General features: G+C 75.6%; 22 protein-coding genes and 1 pseudogene. 13 read left to right on the top strand and 10 right to left on the bottom strand.

Translation table 11 applies throughout. The annotated features are described in order from the left end of the window. Positions 1-11: 11 nt before the first annotated feature. The 3 genes and pseudogenes from ACZ597_RS11350 to ACZ597_RS11340 all read left to right on the top strand — a co-directional run. Positions 12-2,045: a hypothetical protein gene (locus tag ACZ597_RS11350; RefSeq protein WP_471327903.1), complete on the top strand. Its 2,034-nt coding sequence runs from the start codon at positions 12-14 to the stop codon at positions 2,043-2,045. A gap of 58 nt (positions 2,046-2,103) precedes the next feature. Next, the gene (locus ACZ597_RS11345) at positions 2,104-3,120 is read left to right on the top strand and encodes a hypothetical protein (protein WP_471327902.1); all 1,017 of its coding nucleotides are present in this window, start codon (positions 2,104-2,106) and stop codon (positions 3,118-3,120) included. Between the two features lie 10 nt (positions 3,121-3,130). Next, a pseudogene (locus tag ACZ597_RS11340) lies at positions 3,131-3,436 on the top strand (HAD family hydrolase); the annotation flags it as partial. A 138-nt stretch (positions 3,437-3,574) separates the two neighbouring features. On the opposite strand, the gene ACZ597_RS11335 reads toward ACZ597_RS11340, so the two are convergent. Next, on the bottom strand, positions 3,575-4,501 hold the full coding sequence (locus ACZ597_RS11335; protein WP_471327900.1) for a hypothetical protein: 927 nt from the start codon (positions 4,499-4,501) through the stop codon (positions 3,575-3,577). Positions 4,502-4,614: 113 nt separating this feature from the next. Between ACZ597_RS11335 and ACZ597_RS11330 the strand changes: the two genes are divergently transcribed. Then, entirely contained in the window at positions 4,615-5,028 is a 414-nt protein-coding gene (locus ACZ597_RS11330) for an STAS domain-containing protein (RefSeq protein WP_471327898.1), read from the top strand. Here the strand turns inward: ACZ597_RS11330 and ACZ597_RS11325 are convergent. Then, on the bottom strand, positions 4,922-5,605 hold the full coding sequence (locus ACZ597_RS11325) for an ABC transporter ATP-binding protein (protein ID WP_471327984.1): 684 nt from the start codon (positions 5,603-5,605) through the stop codon (positions 4,922-4,924). The genes ACZ597_RS11330 and ACZ597_RS11325 overlap by 107 nt on opposite strands. 236 nt (positions 5,606-5,841) lie before the next feature. Between ACZ597_RS11325 and ACZ597_RS11320 the strand changes: the two genes are divergently transcribed. The 4 genes from ACZ597_RS11320 to ACZ597_RS11305 all read left to right on the top strand — a co-directional run bounded on the left by ACZ597_RS11320 (position 5,842) and on the right by ACZ597_RS11305 (position 14,394). Beyond that, the gene (locus ACZ597_RS11320; protein WP_471327897.1) at positions 5,842-9,081 is read left to right on the top strand and encodes an FtsX-like permease family protein; all 3,240 of its coding nucleotides are present in this window, start codon (positions 5,842-5,844) and stop codon (positions 9,079-9,081) included. Beyond that, on the top strand, positions 9,078-11,834 hold the full coding sequence (locus ACZ597_RS11315; RefSeq protein ID WP_471327896.1) for a thioesterase domain-containing protein: 2,757 nt from the start codon (positions 9,078-9,080) through the stop codon (positions 11,832-11,834). Before ACZ597_RS11320 ends, ACZ597_RS11315 begins: the two co-directional genes overlap by 4 nt. Then, positions 11,831-12,817 carry an ABC transporter ATP-binding protein gene (locus tag ACZ597_RS11310; RefSeq protein WP_471327895.1) on the top strand — a complete coding sequence of 329 codons (987 nt, stop codon included), beginning with the start codon at positions 11,831-11,833 and terminating at the stop codon, positions 12,815-12,817. The genes ACZ597_RS11315 and ACZ597_RS11310 overlap by 4 nt, the downstream gene beginning before the upstream one ends. A gap of 110 nt (positions 12,818-12,927) precedes the next feature. Next, positions 12,928-14,394, top strand: a complete 1,467-nt coding sequence (locus ACZ597_RS11305) for a condensation domain-containing protein (protein ID WP_471327894.1) — start codon at positions 12,928-12,930, stop codon at positions 14,392-14,394. Here ACZ597_RS11305 and ACZ597_RS11300 read toward each other — a convergent pair. From ACZ597_RS11300 to ACZ597_RS11290, 3 genes are all read right to left on the bottom strand, one after another. Beyond that, positions 14,384-15,619 carry an RNA polymerase sigma factor gene (locus ACZ597_RS11300; RefSeq protein WP_471327982.1) on the bottom strand — a complete coding sequence of 412 codons (1,236 nt, stop codon included), beginning with the start codon at positions 15,617-15,619 and terminating at the stop codon, positions 14,384-14,386. The genes ACZ597_RS11305 and ACZ597_RS11300 overlap by 11 nt on opposite strands. Positions 15,620-15,695: 76 nt before the next feature. Next, positions 15,696-16,055, bottom strand: a complete 360-nt coding sequence (locus tag ACZ597_RS11295) for a YciI family protein (protein ID WP_471327893.1) — start codon at positions 16,053-16,055, stop codon at positions 15,696-15,698. Positions 16,056-16,268: 213 nt separating this feature from the next. Beyond that, positions 16,269-16,538 carry a hypothetical protein gene (locus ACZ597_RS11290; RefSeq protein ID WP_471327891.1) on the bottom strand — a complete coding sequence of 90 codons (270 nt, stop codon included), beginning with the start codon at positions 16,536-16,538 and terminating at the stop codon, positions 16,269-16,271. 101 nt (positions 16,539-16,639) lie between these two features. On the opposite strand from ACZ597_RS11290, the gene ACZ597_RS11285 reads away from it, so the two are divergent. The 3 genes from ACZ597_RS11285 to ACZ597_RS11275 all read left to right on the top strand — a co-directional run bounded on the left by ACZ597_RS11285 (position 16,640) and on the right by ACZ597_RS11275 (position 18,535). Next, positions 16,640-16,984, top strand: a complete 345-nt coding sequence (locus ACZ597_RS11285; RefSeq protein ID WP_471327890.1) for a thioredoxin family protein — start codon at positions 16,640-16,642, stop codon at positions 16,982-16,984. Positions 16,985-17,129: 145 nt separating this feature from the next. Next, positions 17,130-18,317, top strand: a complete 1,188-nt coding sequence (locus ACZ597_RS11280) for a cytochrome P450 (protein WP_471327889.1) — start codon at positions 17,130-17,132, stop codon at positions 18,315-18,317. 5 nt (positions 18,318-18,322) lie between these two features. Beyond that, positions 18,323-18,535, top strand: a complete 213-nt coding sequence (locus tag ACZ597_RS11275) for a ferredoxin (RefSeq protein WP_471327887.1) — start codon at positions 18,323-18,325, stop codon at positions 18,533-18,535. Between the two features lie 81 nt (positions 18,536-18,616). Here the strand turns inward: ACZ597_RS11275 and ACZ597_RS11270 are convergent, their stop codons facing one another. Continuing rightward, positions 18,617-18,820 (bottom strand): cold-shock protein, encoded by a 204-nt coding sequence (locus ACZ597_RS11270; RefSeq protein ID WP_471327885.1) that lies wholly within the window; start codon positions 18,818-18,820, stop codon positions 18,617-18,619. Positions 18,821-18,928: 108 nt separating this feature from the next. Continuing rightward, positions 18,929-19,309, bottom strand: coding sequence for an HGxxPAAW family protein (locus tag ACZ597_RS11265; protein WP_471327884.1), 381 nt, complete (start codon positions 19,307-19,309; stop codon positions 18,929-18,931). Positions 19,310-19,399: 90 nt separating this feature from the next. Here ACZ597_RS11265 and ACZ597_RS11260 point away from each other — a divergent pair, with 90 nt between their 5' ends. Together ACZ597_RS11260 and ACZ597_RS11255 are read left to right on the top strand one after the other, a co-directional pair. Next, a complete protein-coding gene (locus ACZ597_RS11260) occupies positions 19,400-19,897 on the top strand; it encodes a MarR family transcriptional regulator (protein WP_471327882.1) in 498 nt (165 codons plus the stop codon). A 163-nt stretch (positions 19,898-20,060) separates the two neighbouring features. Next, a complete protein-coding gene (locus tag ACZ597_RS11255; protein WP_471327881.1) occupies positions 20,061-21,551 on the top strand; it encodes a DEAD/DEAH box helicase in 1,491 nt (496 codons plus the stop codon). Between the two features lie 58 nt (positions 21,552-21,609). On the opposite strand, the gene ACZ597_RS11250 is transcribed toward ACZ597_RS11255, so the two are convergent. The 3 genes from ACZ597_RS11250 to ACZ597_RS11240 all read right to left on the bottom strand — a co-directional run bounded on the left by ACZ597_RS11250 (position 21,610) and on the right by ACZ597_RS11240 (position 24,039). Then, on the bottom strand, positions 21,610-22,467 hold the full coding sequence (locus tag ACZ597_RS11250) for a class I SAM-dependent methyltransferase (protein WP_471327980.1): 858 nt from the start codon (positions 22,465-22,467) through the stop codon (positions 21,610-21,612). Positions 22,468-22,701: 234 nt separating this feature from the next. Beyond that, positions 22,702-23,235 (bottom strand): hypothetical protein, encoded by a 534-nt coding sequence (locus tag ACZ597_RS11245; protein ID WP_471327880.1) that lies wholly within the window; start codon positions 23,233-23,235, stop codon positions 22,702-22,704. 51 nt (positions 23,236-23,286) lie between these two features. Further along, the gene (locus ACZ597_RS11240) at positions 23,287-24,039 is read right to left on the bottom strand and encodes an SDR family oxidoreductase (protein ID WP_471327878.1); all 753 of its coding nucleotides are present in this window, start codon (positions 24,037-24,039) and stop codon (positions 23,287-23,289) included. Between the last annotated feature and the right edge of the window lie 66 nt (positions 24,040-24,105).

Raw genomic sequence — 24,105 nt, 5'->3', positions numbered from 1 at the left:
GAGCCCGCGCGGTGAACCCCGTCCTCCAGGGCCTGGCCGCCAACCCGGCCCTGCCGCCCGATCTGCTGGCCCGGCTGGTGGCCGTCGCCGTCCGCGACCCCGACGCCGGCGGGGACGACACGCCGCACCTGGACCTGACGGACCGCGAGGACCTGAGCCGTGACCAGGTCCTCGCCCTGGCCGGGCACGACGAGGCCGTCGCCGTCGCACTCGCCTACGCGGGCCGGCTGGACGCCGCCGACGTCGACCCCGCCGCCCGGCCAAGGGTCGCCGTGGCCCTGATCGGCGAGGGCCTCGGCCTGCCCGGATGGCCGCACCTCCTCGCCCGGCACCCGGACCCCGCCCTGCGGGAGAAGCTCGCCGCCTGCCCCGGCCTGCCGTCCGAGGTGATGGCATTGCTGGCCGCCGACCCCGAGCCCGGTGTGGTGGCGGAGCTGGCCTTCTTCACCGTCCCGGACCCCGGGCTGGCGGCGTTCCTCGCCGCGCACCCGCACGCCGAGGTGCGCCGTGCGGCCGCCGCCAACCCGGCCGTGCCCCCGGCCCTGCTCGCCGCCCTGCTCACCGGGGAGGGGACGGCGGCGGCCGTCTCGTGCCTGGTCTGCGACCGTGAGCCGGTCCCGTTCGTCCACGACCCGTACTGCCCCCGCACCGACTGCGACCTGCGCGGCGGCGCCGCCTGCGACGGCTCCCACCAGTCCACCCTGCACGACACGCGCTGGGCGGCCCTCGAGAACCCGGCCACCCCCGCCGGGGCGGCGGCCCGCTTCGCCGCCGACCCCTCGTCGCTGCTGCGCGCAGCCGTGGCCCGGCGCGCCGGCCTGCCGCCCGAGGTGTACACGCGGCTCGCCCGCGACGAGGTCCCCGGCGTCCGCTGGGACGTCGCCGCCAACCCGGCCATCGGTGAGGCCCTGATCCGGGAACTCGCCGCCACCGGGGAGCCGGAGGTGCTGCGCGGCCTGGCCCGGCACCCGCGACTGCCGCTGGACGTGCTCGCCGCCCTGCTCACCGGGGAGGGGACGGCGGCGGCCGTCTCGTGCCTGGTCTGCGACCGTGAGCCGGTCCCGTTCGTCCACGACCCGTACTGCCCCCGCACCGACTGCGACCTGCGCGGCGGCGCCGCCTGCGACGGCTCCCACCAGTCCACCCTGCACGACACGCGCTGGGCGGCCCTCGAGAACCCGGCCACCCCCGCCGGGGCGGCGGCCCGCTTCGCCGCCGACCCCTCGTCGCTGCTGCGCGCAGCCGTGGCCCGGCGCGCCGGCCTGCCGCCCGAGGTGTACACGCGGCTCGCCCGCGACGAGGTCCCCGGCGTCCGCTGGGACGTCGCCGCCAACCCGGCCATCGGTGAGGCCCTGATCCGGGAACTCGCCGCCACCGGGGAGCCGGAGGTGCTGCGCGGCCTGGCCCGGCACCCGCGACTGCCGCTGGACGTGCTCGCCGCCCTGGCCGGCGTCCTGCGGTCCGGACCGGAGCCGCTGCCCCGGATCGCCTCCGCCACGGCCCACGAGGTCGAGGAGCTGGCGGGATCCGTACACCCGGGCGTGCGCATGCTCTTGGCCGGGCGCCGGGATCTGCCGCCCGGGGTGCGCGACGTCCTCGCCGCCGATCCGGACCAGAAGGTCGCGGGCGCCGTCGCCGCCCACCCCGGCCTGGCCCCCGAGCTGCTGCGCGCGATGGCCGCACGGCACGGCGCACGGGTCCTCGCGCAGGTGGCGGCCAATCCCGATGCGCCGCCGGACCTGCTGGAGGACCTCGTACGCCACGGCCGGCCGACGGTACGGGTGTTGCGGGCGGTCGCGGAGCATCCGCGGGCCACGGCAGCCGCGTTGCACGCCTGCCTGGGCGACCGGAGGGCCCGTATCCGCGCCGCCGGCCACCCGGCACTGGCCCTCGCCGACCTGCTCACCCTGCTGGACGACCCCGATCCGCGGGTGGTCGAGGCGGCGGCCGCCCGTCCCGTGCTGCCGGTCCCGGTGATGCGGCAGCTGGTCGAACTCCACGCGCCCGCCGGGCCGGAACCTCTGACAGGGCCCGGTCGCGCGTAGCAGGATGGTCCCGGGCCGGTGGCCGTGGGCAACGGCCGGGCGCCGAAAGGGGGATGGCGTGGTGGAGTACCTCGTCCGTGAGGGGCGCTGGGCGCTGTGGCTGGTCTGCGGCTGCTACCTGGTGGTGGTGTACATCACCAGCCGGGGCCTGATCGCCGCTCCCCGCTACCGACTGCTCCAGGCGCGCATCCACGACTGCCGCGCCCGGATCGACGTGTGCGCGGCCGGGCCGGCCCAGGGGTCGGCCGCGCTCCAGGCGGTCACCGACCGGCTGGACCGGCTGGAGCGGAACGGGCAGGTGGTCTGGCGGCTGCTTCCCCGGCGCTGGGTGGTGGCCATCCCGCTGTCCAAACTCGCCTCCGCCTGGCGGGTGCTGCACGAGGCCGAGAGCCAGCTGCTGCGGCTGGAGGGCCCGGAGGAGATCTCCCTGCGCGTCCACGCCCTGCGGCTGCGCCTCACCTCGGACCACGACCCGGCGCACGGCTCCCTCGCGGCGGAACTCGCCGCGGGCTCCGGCGACCCCGCCGCCGAGCGGGCCCTGCTGATCGCGGTCACCGAGCAGCTGTCCTGGCAGGAGGACGACGCGTTCGAGCGGGAGTACGAGCTCCAGCGGATCGCCCTGTGGCTGGCCCTGACCGGCCTCGGCGCGGTGCTGCTGATCGGGCTGGTGCTCGACCACCGCCTGTCGCTGCTGCTCGGGGGGCTGGGCGGGTTCCTGTCACCGCTGATCGGTGTGATGCGCGCACAGCGGCCCGCCTCCTGGGGCGTCCTCGTGCTGGCGCCGGTCGGCGGCGCGCTCGCCGCGCCCGGCGGGCTGCTGCTGGTGCGGATGCTCGCCGACCCCGAGCTGAACCTCCTGGGCCAGGTGTTCCTGGACAACTCCTGGGGTGCCCCCGCCCGGCCGATCTCGCTGGCGATCGCCCTCCTCTTCGGCTTCTCCGGCACCCTGTTCTCGCGCCTCGCCCTCGCGGCGACCGGCCAGCTGATGCCGGTGGCCGGCCGCGCGGCAGCGCGCGCGGGCGTCCCGGCCCAGGCCCCGGCGCCGCCCGGGCCGATGGGCCAGCGGATGCGGTAGAGAACCCCGAGGGCCGGTGGACGCGGCCGCCGTGGAGGAGGGCAAGCCGTCGCCGGTGCCGTATCTGCAGGCGGCCGCGCGGCTCGGTGCCCGACCGGAGGACTGCCTCGTCATCGAGGACGCCCCTTCCGGGGTGCGGGCCGGGCCGCGTGCCGGGATGACGGTCTGGGGCGTCAACACCTCCACAGCGGTGGACGGCGTGCACCGCCACTTCGGCACCTTGCGCGAAGCGGTCGACGACATCCTCGCCTCCGCCGCGGGCCCTGATCCGAAAGCCACTGCCTGGCCGCCCGGCGTGACCAGGCCCGTTTCGTAAGCGCGGACCACGGCCCGGCCACGGTCGCGGCACGCGCCGCAGCCGGCCGGGCTGCTGCCGGCGGACGTGGCGATCGCCGTGCCCGGCGCACTGGTCGCGGGTCGCGGCCCGGACGGCCGCCCGGACGGAGATGGCGCGCTAGAGCCGGCGCAGGCGGCGCTGGGCGGACGCCGCCGCGAGGCGGGCCGCGCGGGCCGCGCGGTCGGCCTCGCGGTGGCGGGCCTCCGCCTCGGACACCGCCGTGTACGCCATGTCCCGCGCGGCCCGCGCCTGTTCGGCCTCCCCGAGCAGGCGCTCGACGGCGGCGTCGGCGTCGGCCGCGCGGGCCACCGCGTGCTGCCGGGCCTCCTCCGCCACCCGCAGCTCCTCCTCACGGGCGGAGACGGCCCACGCCGCGTCCTCGGCGGCGGCCCGGGCCGCGGCGATGCGGGCCGCGCGGGCGGGGTCGACGGGCTCGGGCGCGGTCGGCCCGGCTTCCGCTCCGGGCTCGGCTTCCGCTTCGGGTTCCGGTTCAGGTTCCGGTTCAGGCTGCGCCGAGGGGCCGGGAGGCGGCAGCGCCACGTCCGGGTCCACCGCGGGGAACTCCGACACCGGCGCGGGGGCCCGTACGAGCCGTCCCGACGCCCACTCCCGGGCGGCGTCGGGGTCGGCGAGGACGGCGTGCAGGATCTGCTCCAGCTCCCGCACCACCGCCTCGGAGACCGGGGTGCCCGCCTCCTCGGCCAGCCGGGCGGCCTCCCGCGCGAGCGCCCCGATCACCACGTGCTGCTGGTGCGAGAGGTCCCGCAGCCGTTCCCCGTCCAGGGAGCGGTGCGCCGCCCACAGGGTCTGGCCGAGTTGCAGGAACTGCTCGGTCTCGTCGGGTTTGGCCCGTACCAGGGTGTTGGACGCCCAGGCCGCGAGCGTCGGCCGCCGCAGCGCCGCGATCCGCTTGGCCGCCGCCGGGTCCCCGGCCCGCTTCACCCGGGCCGCGGCCTCGTCCCGCGCCGCCGTGAACCCGGCCGGGTGCGGCAGGTACAGCGCGTCGACGATCTCGTCCAGATCCAGTTCCGCATCGGCATCCACGTGCCCCACTGTCCGCCATGGCCGCCCGCCCGGGGTGCCCTCGCCCCACGGCCACGCGGGTGAATGGCGCCGGGCCGCCGGTTCCCGCCCCGGGCGCGGCCCGTTGGAGGGACGTGAACGGCCCGCCGCTCCCCCAGATCCGCTCCACGGTCCGCGACGGCGTCCTCTCCGTCGCCCTGGCCGGGGAGTTCGACCACTACAGCTGCGCCCCGCTGCGCGTCCTCCTCGACGGGGCCGCCGCGCTCGGCGCCCACCACCTCGTCCTCGACGCGGCGGAGGTCGGCTTCTGCGATTCGGCCCTGCTCGACGTCCTGGAGCGGTGGTCCGGCGGCGGCCGCCGCTGGGAGCTGGCCGCCGCCTCGCGCTCGGTGCGCCTGCTGCTGGACCTGTGGGCCCGGGTACGGTCTCCGCTGCCGCCGGTCAGCGGTCCGCCCCGGCCGGCTCGACGATCCGGCCGTCGCGCAACTCGACCACCCGGTCGGCGAGTTCCATCAGCTGCGGATCGTGGGTGGCGACCAGGGCCGTGACGCCCTCGCTGCGGACGACCGCGCGCAGCAGCCGCATGACGGAGCGGCCCGTCTCGGAGTCCAGCTGGCCCGTGGGCTCGTCGGCGATGATCAGGACGGGTTCGTTGGCGAGCGCGCGGGCCAGGGCCACGCGCTGCTGCTGACCGCCGGAGAGCTCCCCGGGGCGCTGTTCGGCGTGTTCGGCCAGGCCGACCAGGGCCAGCAGGGTGCGGACGCGTTCCTCGCGCTGCCGGGCCGGGACCTTGCGCATGCGCATGGGGACGCCGACGTTCTCGGCGGCGGTGAGCACCGGGATCAGTCCGAACGACTGGAACACGAAGCCGATCCGGTCGCGGCGCAGCGCGAGCAGGCCGCTCTCGTCGAGGGTGGCGAGGTCGGTGCCGTCGAGTTCGACGGTGCCGCCGCTCGGGGTGTCGAGGCCGCCGACCAGGTTGAGCAGGGTGGTCTTGCCGGAGCCCGACCGGCCCTTGAGCGCCGTGAGTTCGCCCCGCCGCGCCTCGAACGAGACCCCGCGCAGGGCGTGTACGGCGTTGGCCCCGGTGCCGAAGCTCCTGCGCAGGTCGCGCACCGCCATCATGGGCGGTGCGGCATCCGTGCGCCCGGCGGTGCCGGCGCCGTCCGCCGCGGGCTGTCGGTCGGGTTGCTGCGTCATGGTGGGCTCCCCCTCGGCCGGCGCTGTTCGCTACGTTCGCGTCCGAATTTGCTCATCTGTCACATCAATCACGCAAGTCCCTTCCTCTGCCGGACCGGATCTGACAGCATCGTCCGCTATCCGGTGCCCCAGGTCCGGTCCGGGGGGGAAGGAACAGGCACATGATCGGCTTCGTCGTGCGCCGGCTGCGCGGGCGACTGCCGCTCGCCGCCGCCGTGTTGCTGACCGCGCTCATCACCACGACCACGCTGACCGCGCTGCTCGCCTTCACCCGGGGAGTCGGCGACGCCGGCGTGCGGCAGGCCCTGACCGGCCCCGCCGGCCGGTCGAGCACCGCCGTCGTCCTCACGGGCGAGCACGGCCTGAACGCCCGGGCAGGCGACGACGCGGCCGTGCGCGGCTACGCGGACGGCCTGTTCGGGAGCGTGCCCGTCGGCGTCGAAAGCGCGGCGCGCAGCCGCTCGTACGGGCTGCCGGGCCCCCGCACTCCCGGCCGGGAACCGGACCTCACCCTGCTCGCCGCCCTCGGCCGCGACCGCGTACGCCTTCTCGCGGGCCAGTGGCCCGAGGCCGTCGCGGACCGCCCCGCGCGCGTCCCGGTGGCCGCTCCCGAGGCCGCGCTGGCCCGGCTCGGGCTGAGCCCGCAGGCACTGCCGGCCGAGGTCCGGCTGGAGGACCGCTACGGCGGGGCGCCGCTGAGCGTGCTCGTCACCGGCGTCTACCGGGCGGCCGAGCCGGACTCCCCGTACTGGCGGCTCGATCCGCTCGGCGGACGCGGGGTACAGGTCGGCTCCTTCACCAGCTACGGGCCGCTGCTCGTCCACGACTCCGCCTTCACCGGCGGCGCCCTGGTCCAGAACAGCCGCGCCACGCTGCTGAGCCCCGACTTCCGTACCGCCCGCGCCGCCGACATCGACCGGCTCCGCCCCCTGGCACCGGAGACCAACACCAAGGGCCCCGCCGGGCTCACGGTCACCACCGGACTCAGGGACTACACCGCCGCGCTGGAGACGGGCCGGCGGGTGGCCCGCTCCACCTTGCTGGTCGGGGCGCTCCAGATGGCCGTCCTCGCCGGAGCCGCCCTGCTGCTGGTCGCCCACCTGCTGACGGAGCGCCAGGAGCCCGAGCGGGTGCTGCTCACCGCGCGCGGCGCCTCCCGCCGCCGGCTCGGGGTGCTGTCGGCGGCCGAGGCGCTGCTGCTCGCCCTGCCCTCGGCGGTGCTGGCCCCGCTGCTCACCCCGCCGCTGCTGCGCCTCGCGGGCCGCTACGGGCCGTCGGCCGAGGCCCCGGTCGAGACCGGCGGGCCCTGGCTGCTGTGGCCGGCCGCGGCGGGCTGCGCGCTCGCGTGCGTCCTGCTGACCTCCCTGCCCTCCGTGCTCCGCGGGGCCGCGGCGTCCGCGCTGCGCAGGGCCGGGCGCCGTGCGGCCGTGGTGGCGGGGGCGGCGCGTTCCGGCCTGGACCTCGCCGTGGTGGCGCTGGCCGTCCTCGCGTACCGCCAGCTCGACCGCTACAGCGGCGCCCCCGCCGGCACCGGTGACGGACTCGGCGTGGACCCGGTGCTGGTGGCCGCGCCCACCCTGGCTCTGTGCGCGGGCACCCTCCTGGTGCTGCGGCTGCTGCCGTTCGCGGCACTGTTCGGGGGCCGGATCGCCGCCCGGGGCCGCGGCCTCGGCCCGGCGCTCGTGGGCTGGCAGCTCGCCCGGCGCCCGGGACGGGCCACCGGCCCGGTCCTGCTGCTGGTGCTGTCGGTGGCGAGCGGGGTCCTCGCCCTCGGCCAGCACACCGCCTGGTCCGCCTCGCAGCGCGACCAGGCGGAGTTCACCACCGCCGGGGGCCTGCGCGTCACCGGCAGCGAGGTCGCCGCCGCCGGCCGGGCCGGGCGGTACGCGTCCCTGCCGGGCGGCGACCGGGCGATCCCGGTGGTGCGCTCGGCCCACGGGCTGCCGGGCGGGACCGAGGGGGAGCTGCTCGCGCTGGACGCCGCCGGCGTCGCGCGGCGGGTACCGCTGCGGGCCGACCTGCGGGACGGGCGGTCCATGGCGGAGCTGTTCACCCCGCTCGCCGTCGACGCCCCCGGCAGCGCCGGCATCGTGCTGCCGGGCCGGCCGCAGCGGATCGACGTCGACGTGGCGGTACGGTCCTTCGGCGCGAGCGGCGGTGCCCGGCTGGGCGTACTGCTGCGCGACCGGTTCGGGCTGACCTACCGGGTGCCGATGGAGGACCTGCCGGACAACGGCGAGCACACGTTCTCCGTGGACGTCGCGAAGCTCGCCGGGGCCCCGCTCGGAGCGGCCGCCGAACCCCTGTCCATCGCGGGTCTCGCCCTGTCGTACGGGTCAGACACCGCCTGGTTCGAACGGCCGGACGCGAAGCCGGGGGTGGACGCGGAGGTGGCCCTGCGCCGGGTCTCGGTCGCGGACACGGCGGGCGGTCCCGCCGTCCCCGTCCAGGCGCCCGCGCCCGCCTGGAACCTGGTGGCCCCGGCGCTGAACGGGAACACCCCGGCCGCCCGGCTGCTGCCCGGCGACGGGGCGCTGATGCGGCTGCGGTACGCGGGTGCCCCCGTGGGGAGTTACGGCCTCAGCCTCACCACCGCCCCGCCCGCCGCCGAACTGCCCGGCATCGCCACCCGCGCCTATCTGACCGCCGTCGGCGCCGAGGTGGGCGACCGGATCCCGGTGCTGCTCGGCTCGGCCACCGTCCCGGTGCGGATCACCACCGCCGTCGCCGCCCTGCCCGCGTCCGGCGAACGCGCGGTGGCCGTCGACCTCGCCACCACCGGACGGCTGCTCGCGGCCATGGACGGGCGGGCCCTGCCCGCCGCCGAGGAGTGGTGGCTGCCCGCGGCCTCCGCCTCGGACCCGGCGCCCGCGCGGGCCGCCGCCGAACTGCGGGCGGGCGCCGGCTCCCACCGGATGCTGCTGCGCGAGGAGGTGGCCGCCGGCCTGCTGGACGACCCGCTGAGCGCCGGCCCCCGCATCGCGCTGGCCGCCCTCGCCCTGTCCAGCGCCGTGCTGGCCGCCATCGGCTTCGCCGCCTCCTCCGCGGCGGCCGCGCGCCAGCGGGCCCGGGAGTCCGCCGTCCTCCTGGCCCTCGGAGCGCCCCGGCGGGCCCTGGCCCGGGCCGCCGCCGCCGAGGGCGTGGTCCTGGTCGCGCTCGGGACCGCGGTCGGCCTGGCGGTGGGCGCGGCCATCGTGCACCTGACGGTGCCGCTGATGGTCCTCACCCCGGCCGCGCAGCGCCCGGTGCCGGAAGTCCTGGCGGACCTGCCGGTCCTGCGGACCCTGCTGCTGGCCGCCGCCGTCGCCGCGGTGCCGCTGCTGTCGGCGGTGCTCGGCGGCCGCGGCGACCGCACGTCCCGGGGTGCCGCCGCCCGCCTGCGCCACGTGGAGGAGATATGACCGGCCCGACCACCGCCCCCCGTACCACCGCGCCCAAGCGCCGCGGCGGGGCCGGCTGGGTGCGGACGCGGCTGCGCGCCGCTCCCCTGGCCACGCTCCTGTCGGCCGTGCTGGTCTTCGTCTCCGTCCTGCTGGCCACCGCGCTGCCGCGCGCCCTCGACCGGGGCTCCGACCGGGCCCTGCACGCCTACCTGGCCGAGCAGGGACCGGGCCCGACCAGCCTGGTCGCCACCGCCCAGACCGACAAGAGCCGGGTGGGCGGGGACCTCCCGGCCCACCTGGACCGGACCCTTTCCGCCCTGAGCGCCGGCGTCGGACCCGGCTACCGCCTGGCGGACTCCGGGCCCGTGTACGGGGTGCGGGCGAAGGATCCGCGCTCCCTGACGGGCCCCGGGCTCGTCCGCCCGTCGGACATCGCGCCGAACCTGAGCCTGCTGCACCTGCCCCAGATCGCCTCTCACAGCCGGCTGGTCGAGGGGCGCTGGCCGTCCGGCGGCGGCGAGGGAACCGTCCCGGTGGTCCTGGCCAAGAGCACCGCCGACAGCATCGGTGCCAAAGTGGGCTCGGTCCTGGAGGGCTCCTCGGGCATCGCCTCGCCGATGGGCATCGAGGTCGTCGGCCTGTTCGCCCCGTCCGACCCCGGCGAGGCCTACTGGAGCGACTCCGCCTCCGCCTGCCTCATGCAGGCCTGTCTCAAGTGGGACAAGAAGCACGAGAAGTCCTGGTGGGACGCGGCCGCCCTGGTCGGCCCCGAGGGGATCGACCGGCTGGCCGGCTGGGGCACCCGGGCCACGGACTTCTGGCGGCTCCCGGTCGACGTCGGCGCCCTGCGCACCGACCGGCTGCCCGAGGTCACGGAGCAGATCGCCTCGTACGTGGCCGGTCCCACGGCCAACCGACTGGTCGCCGACACCGGCCACACCGACCTCCTGATCACCTCCGAGCTGCCGAAGCTGTTCGCCGCCGCCGAGGCCCGCCGGCAGGCCGCCGCGCCGCTCGCCGCGATCGGGCCGGCCGGGGTCGGGGGCGTCGCCCTCGTGGTGTTCTGTCTGGCCGCCGGGCTCACCGGTGACCGGCGGGAAGCCGAACTGGCCCTGCTGCTCGCCCGGGGCGGCTCCCGCGCCGGCATCCTGCGGCGGCTGCTGGGCGAGGGCGCCGTCACCGTGCTGCCCGCCGCCGTGCTCGCCACGGCCCTGGGAATCCTGCTGCTGCCGGCCCCCCGGCCGGCGCCCGGCCTGCTCGCGGCGGGGGCCGTCGCCCTCGCGTCCCTGCTGGCCTTCCCGGTACGGGCCTTCGTACTGCTGTCCGCCCGGCGCGCGGCCGCGCCCCGGCGCCGGCTGGTGGCGGAGCTGCTGCTCCTCGCCGCCACCGTCGCCGCCGTGGTCGAGGTGCGCCGGCGCGGTGTCGCCCCGGCCGGGGCGGGGCTGGACCCGCTGCTCGTCGCGGCCCCGCTGCTGCTCGCGCTGTCCGGGGGGCTGCTGCTGGCACGGGTCCAGCCCCCGCTGGCGCGGCTGGCGGCCCGGGCGGCGGGACGCGGGCGCGGCCTGACCGGCTTCCTCGGGCTCGCGCGCGCCGCCCGGGGGAACGCGGGGGGCGCGCGTCCCTCCGTACTGCCCCTGATCGCGCTGCTCCTGGCGGTGACCACGGGCGGGTTCGGGTCGGCCGTACTGGCCTCCGTGGACGGGGCCCGCCTGCAGGCCGCGCGGGGCGATGTCGGGGGCGACGCCCATGTGTCGACCCCGCTCGGGGAGACGCTGTCGCCGGAGTTCCTGCGGGCGGCGGGCACGCTGCCCGGCGTACGGAGCTCCCTGGGGGTGTGGACCGACCGGGACGCCCTCCTGACGGCGGACGACCCGACCGGCACCCGTGTCAGGGCGGTGGCCGCCGACCCGGCGGCCTACGCCTCGCTGTCCGATGCCGCCGGCCGGGGGCGGTTCGACCCCGCCCGGCTCGCCCGGGGCGACGGTGCCGACGCCGCCGTCCCGGTGCTGATCAGCAAGAACCTCGTCGGGAAGGACTCCGGGGGCGAGTTCAGGATCCGTGTCGTGGGCGGTGTCGAGCTGCGGGCCCGGCCGGTCGGCCTGGTCGAGGGGACCCCGGCGGAACCGTCCGTGGAGGCGGCGGTCGTGGTGGTGCCGGCCTGGGCCGTCACGGGCCGGGTGCCCCAGGCGGCGCACCCCAACCACTGGTTCGCCCTGGGCGCGGTCGACGAGGACCGGCTGCGCGAGCTGGTCCGCGCCCACGCCCCGGCTCCCGTCGCCGAGCGGACCTTCGTGCACACCAGCGCGCGGGTCTCCGCGAAGCTCGCCGGCGACCCCCTCCAGCACGCGGCGGGGCAGCTGTTCTGGACCTCGCTGGCCGCGGCGGCCGGCTTCGCGCTGCTGGCCGTGCTGCTGACCCTGGTCCGGGCCGCCCCGGAGCGGGCCGCGCTGCTGGCCAGGCTGCGGACCATGGGGCTGCGGCCCCGGCAGGGCGTGGTGCTCGTACTGACGGAGTCGCTGCCGCAGGTGGTGGCGGCTCCGCTGGGCGGGGCCCTGACGGCGGTCGCGGCGATCGCCCTGCTGGGCCCGTCGGTCGACCTGTCGACGCTGGTCGGCGCCACCGTGCCGACCGGGCTGGGGCTCGGCCTGCGGCCGGTGTTCGTGCAGGCGCTGGGCCTGGCGGGGCTGGTGGCCGCGGCCGTGCTCGCGGAGGCGGCGGTGAACGGCCGGCGTCAGATCACCACCGAGTTGAGAGCGGGAGACCGACGTTGAACACCGAAGCGCCCACGTACGAGGAACTGCGGCGCCAGGCCCTGGCTGCCGCCGAACCGCGCCGGCACGCCGCCGGGACGGCCATCGCCTGCGACCGCCTGGTACGCATCTTCAGCAGCGACGGCGTCGAGGTACAGGCCCTGCAGGGGCTGGAGCTGACGGTGGCCCAGGGCGACCTGGTGGCGCTGGTCGGGGCCTCCGGCAGCGGCAAGTCCACCCTGCTGAACATCCTCGCGGGGCTGGACGTGCCCACGGCCGGCACCGCCACCGTCGGCGGCTACGACCTGCTGGAGATGTCCGCGCGGGACCGGCTGCGCTACCGGCGCGAGACCGTGGGGTTCGTCTGGCAGCAGACCGCGCGCAACCTGCTGCCTTTCCTGACGGCAGCTCAGAACATCGCCCTTCCCATGCAGTTGAAGGGCGGCGGGCGCGGCGCGCGGGCACGGCAGGCGGCCCGGGCCGCGGAACTGCTGGAGGCCCTGGAGATCGGCGACCTCGGCGGCCGCCGTCCCGCCGAGCTGTCCGGCGGCCAGCAGCAGCGGGTGGCCATCGCCGTGGCCATGGCCAACGACCCGGCGGTGCTGCTCGCCGACGAGCCGACCGGCGAGCTGGACTCCGAGACCGGCGCGGCCGTCTTCGAGGCCTTCCGCACCGTGAACCGGGAGCTGGGCGCCACCGTGGTCATCGTGACCCACGACCCGATGGTGGCGGGCGAGGTCCGCCGTACGGTGGCGATCCGCGACGGCCGCACCAGCAGCGAGGTGCTGCGCCGCACGGTCACCGACGAACACGGCACGGAGTCGGTCAGCGAGCGCGAGTACGTGATGCTGGACCGCACCGGCCGGGTGCAGCTGCCGCACAAGTTCCTGGAGGCGCTGGGCATGGAGCACCGCGTCGCGGTCGACCTGGCCGCCGACCGCATCGAGGTCCGGCGCGACGACGCCGAAGACCCGGCCGGCACCGGGCCGGAGGACGCGTCCTAGATCTCGTCGCGTTCACCGTCCCGACCGGCGCCGGGGGTTCGGGCGTCACTTCCGCGCCCCGGGTGTCGTTAGGGGCTCGGGGCTGAACCGGGGGGCGAAGGGATGACGTAATGCGGCAGTTTCCTCTGCAGATGCACCACATGGAGCCGGGGCGCCTGGTCGAGTGGCGGTTGCGGGCCGCCACCGGGCCGGCGGGACCGGACCGGGGTGACGAGGAGGGCAAGAAGGCGTCCTTCAACCAGGACAAGCACTTCACCGTCGCCGAGGAGAGCCGCGCGGACGACGACCCCATGGCGTCCTGGGTGGCCGTCACCTTCGAGATCGAGGGACCCCTCGACGAACCGGCCCTGGCCGGGGCCCTGCTGGAGTTCGTACGCCGGCACGAGGTGCTGCGCTGCGAGTTCCGGCGGCTGGCCGGTGAGCTGTCCTGCGAGCCCATCGCGCCCGAGGTGCTCTCCCTGGAGGCCTGCCACGTCGCCGAGTTCGACGACGTGGAGCGGCAGCGCGCGTTCCTCGCGGAGCGGTTCACCCGCAGCATCGACACCCTGTCGTGGCCGCTGTTCACGATGGGCGCGGTACTGCGCCCGGACTCCGCGACCGTGTACCTCGCCTTCGACCACATCGTCTGCGACGGCATGTCGATGCCGGTCGTCGTCCACGACGTGCTGACCTGCTACGAGGCTCTGCGGCGCGGGGAGCGGGCCGTACTGCCTCCCGCGCCCAGCTATCTGGACTTCGCCGACGCTCAGCGCCGCCGCTACCTGTCGATCGGGGCGGACGACGAGCGCCTCGGCTACTGGAAGTCGTTCGCGGCCCGGGGCGGGGAGTTCTTCCCCCGCTTCCCGCTGGACCTGGGCGTGGAGCCGGACCGGATGTACCCGATCGTCAACGAGGCGTCCACGCTGCTGGACGCCGCCGAGACGGAGGTCTTCGAGAAGGTGTGCGGCCAGGCCGGCGGGAAGCCCTTCATGGGGCTGCTGGGTTCGGTGGGCGTGTGTCTGCGCGAGGCGGGCGGGCCCGGGGTGTACCGGGGGTTCATGCCCGTCAGCGAACGCGGGCGCGAGGACTGGAACAACTCGGTGGGCTGGTTCGTCAACACCCTGCCGATCGAGTTCGACGCTTCGCCCGGCAAGGACTTCGCCCAGGTCATGGGCGAGGTCCGGGCGGGGTTCGGCGAGATGATGCGCCATCTCGACGTGCCGTTCGTGCGGGCCTGGCAGCTGCTGGCGCCCGAGGAGTTCGCCGGCCGCTCGTGGCCGTACCCGGTGAACTTCTTCTCGTACATCGACATGCGCCGCTGCCTGGGCGCCGACCGGCACGACGAGTGGCGGCCCGCCACGCACGTGTGGTCGGCGCGGGCCAACGGGACCTGTTCGTGGTTCCAGCGGGACTCGGACGGGCTGCACATGAACTCCCTGTACGTGGACACCCCGGCGGCGCGCCGCACGATGGGCGACTTCCAGGAGGCGCTGCGGCTCACCGTGCAGAGCGTCGCGCGCACCGGCGGCTTCCGCAGGCCCGTGGCGCTCACGGCGCCGCGCCGGCCCGGGCAGCGGGCGGCGGGCGTCAGGGGCTGAGTCCCCGGAGGGCGGCGGCGCGGTCCAGCAGCAGGTTCCGTTCGCGGGCGTTGCGGGTGAGGGCGGCCGCCCTCTCGAACTCGGCGCGGGCCTCGGGGCCGCGTCCGAGCCGCTCCAGCAGGTCCCCGCGTACGCTCGGCAGCAGGTGGTAGGTGCGCAGGGCGGGCTCCCGGGCGAGGGCGTCGACGAGCGGCAGCGCCGCGCCGGGGCCTTCGGCCATGGAGACGGCGACCGCCCGGTTCAGCTCGACCACCGGGGAGGGGAGCTGCTCGGCGAGCCTCCCGTAGAGGGCGGCGATGGTCCGCCAGTCGGTGTCCTCGTAGCGGAGGGCCGCCGCGTGGCATCCGGCGATGGCGGCCTGGAGGGCGTAGGGGCCGCTGCCCGCGCGGTGCAGGGAGGCCACCCCGCGCCGGATGAGCAGCCGGTTCCACCTGGCCCGGTTCTGGTCGGCGAGCAGGACGGGCTCGCCGTCGGGGCCGGTGCGGGCGGCCGTGCGGGAGGCCTGGAACTCCAGCAGTGCGGCGAGTCCGTGGACCTCGGGTTCGTCCGGCATCAGCGCGGCCAGTACGCGGGCCAGGCGCAGGCCGTCCTCGCAGAGGGCGGGGCGCAGCAGGTCGTCGCCGGAGGTGGCCGAGTAGCCCTCGTTGAAGACGAGGTAGATGACCTCCAGCACGGAGGCCAGGCGCTGTTCGCGGTCGGCTCCGCAGGGGACCTCGAAGGGCACCCGGGCCTTGGCGAGGGTCCGCTTGGCCCGGACGACGCGCTGGGCGACGGTGGGCTCGGAGGTGAGGAAGGCGCGGGCGATCTCCTGGGTGGTGAGGCCGGCCACCAGGCGCAGGGTGAGCGCGATGCGGGCGTCGGTCCGGAGCACCGGGTGGCAGGCGGTGAAGACCAGGCGGAGCAGGTCGTCGTCGATGTCGTCCGGTTCCGCGGGTTCGGGCGGCGGGGGGACGTCCTCCAGGGTGCGGCCGACCTCGGCGAGCTTGCGCGCGTAGGTCTCCTCGCGACGGACGAGGTCGACGGCCCGGTGCCTGGCGGTGGTCATGAGCCAGGCACCGGGCCGTTCGGGGACTCCGTCCCGCGGCCACTGTTCCAGGGCGGCGACCAGGGCGTCCTGTGCGATCTCCTCGGCGATCCCGACGTCCCGCACGATACGGGTGACGCCGGCGATGATCCGCGCGGACTCGATCCTGAACACCGCTTCGACCGCCCGGGCCGCGCTCACTGCCGTCACGGCCACCCATCAGAGCAGCCGTGCCGGGGCGGGGCAAACGCGGCGCGTGGGGCGGGCCGCGGCCGGGTCACATCTCCTGGACTTCGCGGACCTCGGCGCCGACGGTCCATTCCGCCGGGTGGGTCTCCAGGAAGCGCTTGGTCCATTCCAGGGCCTCGGCCTTGTCCTTGCACTGGAGGAAGGCGTATCCGCCGACGACTTCCTTGGTCTCGGTGAAGGGGCCGTCGGTGAAGCTGGTCCTCCCGCCCGACCAGGTGACGCGGGTGCCTTCGGAGGTGGGGAGCAGTCCGGCGGTGTCGAGCATCACGCCGGCCTTGGTGATCTCCTCCATCAGGGCGCCCATGCGCTCCTCGAAGTCGGCCGGGAAGGGGGTTTCGGGGGTGAGGCTCTGCTCGTCGATGCGGATCAGCGTCAGGAAGCGCGGCATGGTGACTCCTCGGTCGTGAGGTCAGGGGCCCTTCCCCCGCCTCTCACCTCTGCGTCGAACGGGAGACGCCCGGATCGACAGCTCTCCGGAAAATTCTTCGGAGATTCGACGGAACCGGCCACCGGGCGCGTCCTCGCCGCATCCGGCCGGGCCCCGGCGGCCGAAGAGGGGGCAGAGCCCCCGGTCACACGTCGGCGGTCCGGGGGCTCGCCGCTACCTGCTGTCGCCCGCCCAGTCCCAGCGGCCGGGGTCCGAGGCCCGCCGGCGGTAGTGGGCGCGGCCTCCCGCCCCGTAGCGGCCTATCTCGGTCGGCAGGCGTGCCTCTTCGGCCAGCCGGCCGGTGCTCCAGCCGGTGACGTCGAGGAGGAGGCCGTCGAGGGGGCCGCCCACGAGCTCGCCGTAGTCTCGGCCGGGGCGGGGGCCCGGGTCGGGGTCTTCGTGGTCGGCTCCGTAGACACGGCGGCGCGGCATCCTGTCGTCCATGCGCCCAGCTTCACAGCCGCCACTGACAACGGGCCCCGCGTGATCCGGGGGCACCCCATAGGCTGGCGGCCACGTCGCACGCGAACCGAGGAGCACCACGCATGGCCAGTCGGGTACACCGGCCTCTGGAGGACCAGGAATTCGACTTCGTCACCGGGATGGCGCCGGGGCCGGTCCTGGCCTATTTCACCGGCACCTGGCCCAAGGCCGTCGAGGCCTGCCGGGAGATGGACTCCCTGGTCGCCGAGCTGGCCCGGGACGCGGAGTACGGCGCGCGGTTCACCGCCGTGCGCGCCGACATCACCCGCTGCCCCGGACCGGTGCGGCGCTACGGGGTGGCGGGCGCGCCGACCGTGGTGCTGCTGCGGTCCGGTGAGGCGGTGGCGACGCACGCGGGGCCGATGGGGCGGGCGGAGCTGCGCGCCTTCCTGGACGCGCACCTGTAGCGTCCGCGCACCGCGGACCGGTCCCGGGCGGCCCGGCGGGTGAACTCGGGCAGGCTGGCCGAAAGTGGCATAGGTGGGATAGGTGCCTTAGGCATGTAATGGAGTCCGGCGAGACGGAACCATCGCTTGCGAGGTGTTGCTTTCCATGTCCGATGCCGTTGCCTTCCCCCAGGACCGAACCTGCCCCTACCACCCGCCGGCCGCCTACCGGCCACTCCGGGAGGGGCGGCCGCTCTCCCGGGTCACCCTCTTCGACGGCCGCTCCGTATGGGTGGTCACCGGCCACGCCGAGGCGCGGGCCCTGCTCTCCGACGGGCGGCTGTCGACCGACCGCACCAACGAGGCCTTCCCCGCCCCCACCGCCCGGTTCAAGGGGCTTCAGAACCGGCGGACGGCCCTGCTCGGGGTGGACGACCCCGAGCACAACGTGCAGCGGCGGATGCTGATCCCGAGCTTCTCGGTCAAGCGGACGGCCGCCCTGCGCCCCCGGATCCAGGAGACCGTGGACCGGCTGATCGACGCGATGGAGACCCGGGGACCGGGGGCCGAGCTGGTGGGCGACTTCGCGCTGCCGGTGCCGTCCATGGTGATCTGCGCCCTGCTCGGGGTCCCGTACGAGGACCACGACTTCTTCGAGGAGCAGTCGCGGCGGCTGCTGCGCGGCCCCTCCACCTCCGACGTGGAGGACGCCCGGGACCGGCTGAACGCCTATCTGGAGGCCCTGATCCGGCGCAAGCGCACCGATCCGGGTGACGGGCTGCTGGACGAGCTGGTCTCCACCCGGCTGGCGGCGGGCGAGACCGACGTCGAGGAACTCGTGTCGCTGGCCGGCATCCTGCTGATCGCGGGGCACGAGACCACGGCGAACATGATCTCGCTGGGCACCTTCACCCTGCTGCGGCACCCGGAGCAGCTGGCCGAGCTGCGGTCCGACCCCTCCCTGATGCCGGAGGCGGTGGAGGAGCTGATGCGGTACCTGTCCATCGCGGACGGGATGCTTCGGGTGGCCACGCGGGAGATCGAGGTCGCGGGGGTGACCATCCGGCCGGACGACGGGGTGGTCTTCTCCACCTCGGTCATCAACCGTGACGACGCGGTCTTCACCGACCCCGACGCGCTCGACTGGCACCGGCCGACCCGCCACCACCTGGCCTTCGGTTTCGGCATCCACCAGTGCCTGGGCCAGAACCTGGCCCGCGCCGAGATGGAGATCGCCCTCGGGACCCTGTTCGAGCGGCTGCCGGGCCTGCGCCTGGCGGCCGACCCGGACCGGATCCCGTTCAAGCCCGGCGACACCATCCAGGGCATGATCGAACTGCCCGTGACGTGGTGAGCGGCGTGCGGATCTCCGTGGACCAGGACGTCTGCATCGGCGCCGGCCAGTGCGTGCTGACCGCGCCGCAGGTGTTCACCCAGGACGACGACGGCTTCAGCGAGGTGCTCGCCGGCCGTGAGGACGGCCACGGGAGCCCGCTGGTGCGGGAGGCCGCGCGCGCCTGCCCGGTCTCGGCGATCACCGTGCGGGAGGCCGGGGAGGGTCCGGCGGACTGAGCGGGTCGCCGCGTCGCGCGGGAGCCCCCGCCGGGTGACCGGCGGGGGCTCCGGGCGACGGGAACCGCGGTGCGGCCGGCGCTACTCGGGGACCACGTTTTCCGCCTGGGGTCCCTTGGGGCCCTGGGTGACGTCGTACGCGACCCGGGCGTTCTCCTCCAGGGACTTGAAGCCGGTCCCCTGGATGGCGGAGAAGTGCACGAACACGTCGGGGCCGCCGTCGTCCTGCTGGATGAAGCCGAACCCCTTCTCCGAGTTGAACCACTTCACGGTGCCAGTTGCCATCGGTACTGATCCTTCTCAACGTTCCGCGGGGGCCGCATACGCGCGGCCGTCTCGATACTGCCCACCCGTCCCGCACGCCACACGCCGGACGCGGCCAACCGGGGCGGGTCAGGCTCCGCCGTCCCCGGCGGGCAGCGGGGCCGCGGACCGGCCGCCGACGGCCGGGCGGCCCGCGGACGCCGCAGCGCGGCGCGGGCCGCCCGCGCGGCAGCCCAGGCAGTCGGCGTGCCCCGTCCGGGCGGCGGTGTCCCGGACGCGCCAGTCCCAGTCACCGCGCGGGCGCGGGCCGCTGGGCTTGCCCCAGCCGGCGAGGTGGAGCAGCCAGGTGACGAGCCCCGCCACCACGACCAGGCCGAGTCCCAGCCAGACGCCCGGAGTCCAGGCCGCGCACAGGGCGGCACCCGCTCCGGTGCAGCCCAGCAGGGCCAGGGCGGTTCCGGTCCAGCCGGCCACGGTGTGGCCGAGGTCGACGTCGCCGTGAGCACTCATGGTTCCCCCTCGACGGGCAGGCGGCAGTACGCTCGGAGCAGGATCATTTATCTCACGAGCTAAGTAACTTAGATACTAAGGAGAATGTCGGTGCACGGCAAGCCCCGCCCCGCGGCCACGGCCGGGGAGGCGATCGCGCGCATGGACCAGTACGTGGCCCTCGGCCTCATCGGCCAGCAGGAGGTGGCCCAGCTCCTCGGGATCAACGTCACCGACCTGACCTGCCTCGCCCACATCCTGGCCGCCTGCGACAAGCCCCTCTCGGCCGGCGACCTCGCCGGGCTGGTGAACCTCACCACCGGCGCCGTCACCGGCGTGCTCAACCGGCTGGAGAAGGCCGGGTACGCCCGCCGGCAGCCCGATCCCGCCGACCGCCGCCGGGTGCGGGTGGTGGCCGACCCCGAGGCCGCCGCCCGGGTCATCGCCACCTACCAGCCCTTCTACGACCGGCTCGGCGCCCTGTTCGCCGAGTACACCCCCGACGAGACCGCCGTGATCGCCGACTGGTTCGGCCGGGCGACGGTCGAGATGCGGGCCCACCTCGCCCAGGTACGGTCCGGGGAGCTGGACCCCAGGCCCGGCCGGTGACCGGCTGGTAAAATGGCCGGGAAACTCGAGGCGCGGGGCGCCCCCGCCCGGTGCGGACGCGTACGACGAGCCGGGGACCGTACCGAGGGGTACGGACCCCGGCTCGTCGCCGTTCCCCCACCACGGCCCCCGGCCGCCTCACTCTCCTCACGGAAGGTTCTGCATGAAGAACCCGTCAGCTCACGGGCGTTTCGGCATCAAGGCCGGGGCGAAGGCAGGCTCCAAGCCGGGAGCCAGGGGAGCCGGCAAGGCCCCCCGGACCCTCGGCCCCCAGGGTGAGTTCGCCATGCCGCGGACCACCACCCCGGCACTGCCCCCGGTGGCCTCGTTCGACGAACTCGGACTGCCCGCTGAGCTGGTGAGGACCATGGCCGAGCAGGAGGTGCGGGAGCCCTTCCCGATCCAGGCGGCCACCCTGCCCAACTCCCTCGCGGGACGCGACATCCTCGGCCGCGGCCGCACCGGCTCCGGCAAGACCCTCGCCTTCGGCCTGGCCCTGCTGGCCCGCACGGCCGGCCGGCAGGCCGACCCCAAGCGGCCGCTCGCCCTGGTCCTCGTACCGACGCGCGAGCTGGCGCAGCAGGTGACCGAGGCGCTGACCCCGTACGCGCAGGCCCTGAAGCTGCGCATGGCCACCGTCGTCGGCGGGCTCTCCATCGGCCGCCAGACCAGCGCGCTGCGCACCGGCGCGGAGGTCGTGGTCGCCACCCCCGGCCGGCTCAGCGACCTGGTCGGACGGCGTGACGTGCACCTGGAGCGGGTGCGGATCACGGTGCTGGACGAGGCCGACCAGATGTGCGACATGGGCTTCATGCCGCAGGTCACGGAGATCCTGGACCAGGTGCACCACGACGGGCAGCGGATGCTGTTCTCGGCCACCCTGGACCGCAATGTCGACCAGCTCGTGCGCCGGTACCTGAAGGACCCGGTCTCCCACTCCGTGGACCCGCAGTCGGCGTCGGTCGGCACGATGGACCACCACGTGCTGCACATCCACGCGGCGGACAAGGTCTCGGCGGCGACGGAGATCGCGGCCCGCGAGGGCCGGGTGATCATGTTCCTGGACACCAAGCACGGCGTGGACCAGTTCGTGAAGCACCTGCGGGCCATGGGCGTACGGGCCGAGGGGCTGCACAGCGGGAAGTCCCAGCCGCAGCGGACCAGGACCCTCGGCCAGTTCAAGGACGGCCTGATCACGGTCCTGGTCGCGACGAACGTGGCCGCCCGGGGCATCCACATCGACGACCTCGACCTCGTGGTCAACGTGGACCCGCCGGCGGACAGCAAGGACTACCTGCACCGCGGCGGCCGCACCGCGCGGGCGGGCGAGTCCGGCAAGGTGGTCACCCTGGTCACCCCCAACCAGCGGCGCGACATGGTGCGCCTGATGGCCGACGCCAAGATCCGTCCCAGCATCACGCAGGTGCGCTCCGGCGAGGCGGCACTGAGCCGGATCACCGGCGCGAAGAAGCCCTCCGGGGTCCCGCTGTCCGGGGCCCTGCCGACCGACGCCAAGGGCCGCCCGAGCGGTACGGAGCTCGGTTTCCGGGGCATCGGCACCCGCCCGGGCCGGGGCAAGGAGTCCCGCAAGACCATCGAGGCGCGCCAGGCCGCCGAGGCCCGTCGCGCGGCCCGGGTCCGCAAGGGCCTCTGAAGGCCCGTGACCCGGTGTCCGGGGGTCCCCCGGACACCGGGTCACGGCACGGCTCGGGTCAGGCGCGGGCCCGGCGGCGCCGGGCCACTATCGCGCGGGTGACCACCGGCGGGAGCAGGTCCTTGGCCAGCCTGCGCCAGCGCACGCCCGGCCGCGGCGCGGGCTTCGAGGCGGGGCGGGCCGGGGCGGGTCCGGGGGCCGGCGGGTGCAGCGGCTCGGGCGCGGGCGGCGCCGAGACGCCCTCGTCACCTATGCGCACCAGCGGCTTGCCGTCGATGACGTCCACGCCGTGCCACAGGTCGGTGCGGCCCTCCAGCCAGGTGCGCAGCGCCGCCTGCCAGGGCTCCGGGTCGCCCCAGGTCGCGTACAGCTTCGAGGCGGACACGGCGATCGGGTGCAGCTCGCCGGTGGCCACGGCGGCCCAGACGGCGGCGGCGACGCCGGGGCAGTGGGCGGAACGGTAGTCGTCGAAGACCACCACGGCGTCCGGGGTGGCGACGATCCGCGAGGAGGCCACGTCCTGTACGACGTGCTCGTGGAGGTGGGAGGCGTCGACGTGGACGAAGCGGCAGCTTCCGGGGCGGACCCTTTCGGCCACGACGGAGGTCGGGGCCTGGATGACCGTCGGCAGTGCCTCGTGGAAGGCGAGGTAGTTCGTCTCGAACCCGCGGCGGGTGAGGGTGGGGTACGAGTCCCGCACTTCCTCGACGTTGGAGTCGTCGGGTGCCGGCGAGTCGAAGAGGTCACAGACCGTGAACCGCTCGCCCTCGCGGAGGTATCCGGCGAGGAAGATCGCGCTCTTGCCCATGAAGGCGCCCAGTTCCAGGATGTCGCCCGCCACCGGAGCGGCCTCGTTCTGGCGGCTCAGGAACCAGTCGAAGAGGACCTGGTCATACGCCGAGAACCAGCCCTCCACCTCGCTGTACGCCTTGGGCGCGGGCGGCGCGGGCGGTGCGGGCGGTGCGGGCGGTGCGGGCGGTGCGGGCGACCCGGCGTCGGGGGTGGTGACGGGGGCCTGCGAAACGTGCGACACGGAGAGTCATCCTCCAGCGGAACGGCATCGGTCCAGCTCTGACACCCGGCCGGGTATGCAGACCCTAAACCCCCGAACAGCCTTATGGCGAGAACTCGTTCGCCTGATCGTCCCGAATCAGGAGGTGGCTCGCCGGTCGAGTCTCCGGGCGGCCGCGTTGCGCACGCTCCGGGTCCGCCCGGAGGCGGCCAGCAGGGCCAGCGCCTCGTCCGGGGCCGGCGACCGCGCCGCGGTGCGCTGGCACCAGTCGGAGGCGGCGGCCAGTTCCGCGCGCGACCACTCCCCGCCCGCCTCGACGGCCTTCAGCAGGGTCCATTCGCGCAGCCGCAGAGCCGGGAACGCGTGGCCGTCGAGTACGCGGTGCAGGGCGCGGGCCCAGTCGCGGAACGCGGCGCCGGGCAGCAGCCGTACGGCGCGGCGGTCCAGATGGGTCACCACCGCGCTCTGCGCCATCACCGGGTCCCGGTCGAGCAGCACCTCCGCCACCGCCCCGGCCTCGACCGCCACGCCGGCCGCCCCGGCGGCGGCGAGCAGGTCGAGGTGGCGGGCGTAGCGCCAGCGGTCGGTGGCGACGGCCTGCTCCGGCGGCCGGGCCGTAGTCGTCGGGCCGGCCGCCGGCGCGCGGCGTATCTGGTGTCCTGGGCTCCCCATGGCACACATTCCACACGACCGCCCCGCGCGGGCCCGGGGCGGGGGGTGGGGTCAGTGCGCCGGGGCGGCGCCGGCCTGCTCGAAGTGGAAGGACTTGATGAAGCAGTCGCGGGGCTGCCCGACGGCGAAGAAGACGCAGTCCACCAGGGACTGCGCGGTGAGCGCGTCGTGGGCGGTGCGCGGGGCGTCCTCCCAGGCAGGGGAGAGCGGATCGTGGTTGTCGAAGTCCGGGGGGTAGAGCGAGATCACGCGGACCCCCCGGCCCCGCAGCCGGCGGGAGAGGCTCTCGGTGAATCCGGCCTGGGCGCTCTTGGCGGCGTAGAAGGCGTCGTGCGCGTCGGAGCGGTGGTTCCCGGTCTCGCCGCAGCTGGAGACCATGGTCACGATGTCCGGCTTCTGCGACTTGAGGAGGAGCGGGAGGAAGGCCTTGGTCACCAGGACGGTGCCGGTGGCCCCGGAGGCGAGGGTGTCGACGACGGCCTCGTCGGTGGCGGAGAGCAGGTCCGTCCCGTGCTGGTAGCGGGAGCCGTTGTTGACCAGGACGTCCACGTGGCCCGCGCGGGCGGCGACGGCCTCCGCGAAGTCGCGTACGGAGGCCGGGTCCGTGAGGTCGCAGGCGTAGGCGTGGATCCGGGCGGCGTCGTGGCCCTGGGCGATGATCTCCTCGCGGACCCGCTCGGCGCCCTCCCGGGTGCGGGCGGAGAGGTGTACCTCGGCGCCCCGTGCGGCGAAGCTGAGGGCGAGGGTCCGCCCGAAGTCGCGCCCGGCCGCGGTGATGACGACGCGGTGGTGTTCGAATGCCATGCCTGTCACGCCTCCTGGTGTGTGGTCCATACACGCGAACCCGTCTGTCGATCAAGAAATTCCGAT

The sequence above is a fragment of the Streptomyces sp. NPDC040718 genome, from assembly GCF_055593565.1.
This window is presented reverse-complemented; position numbering and strand designations above follow the sequence as displayed.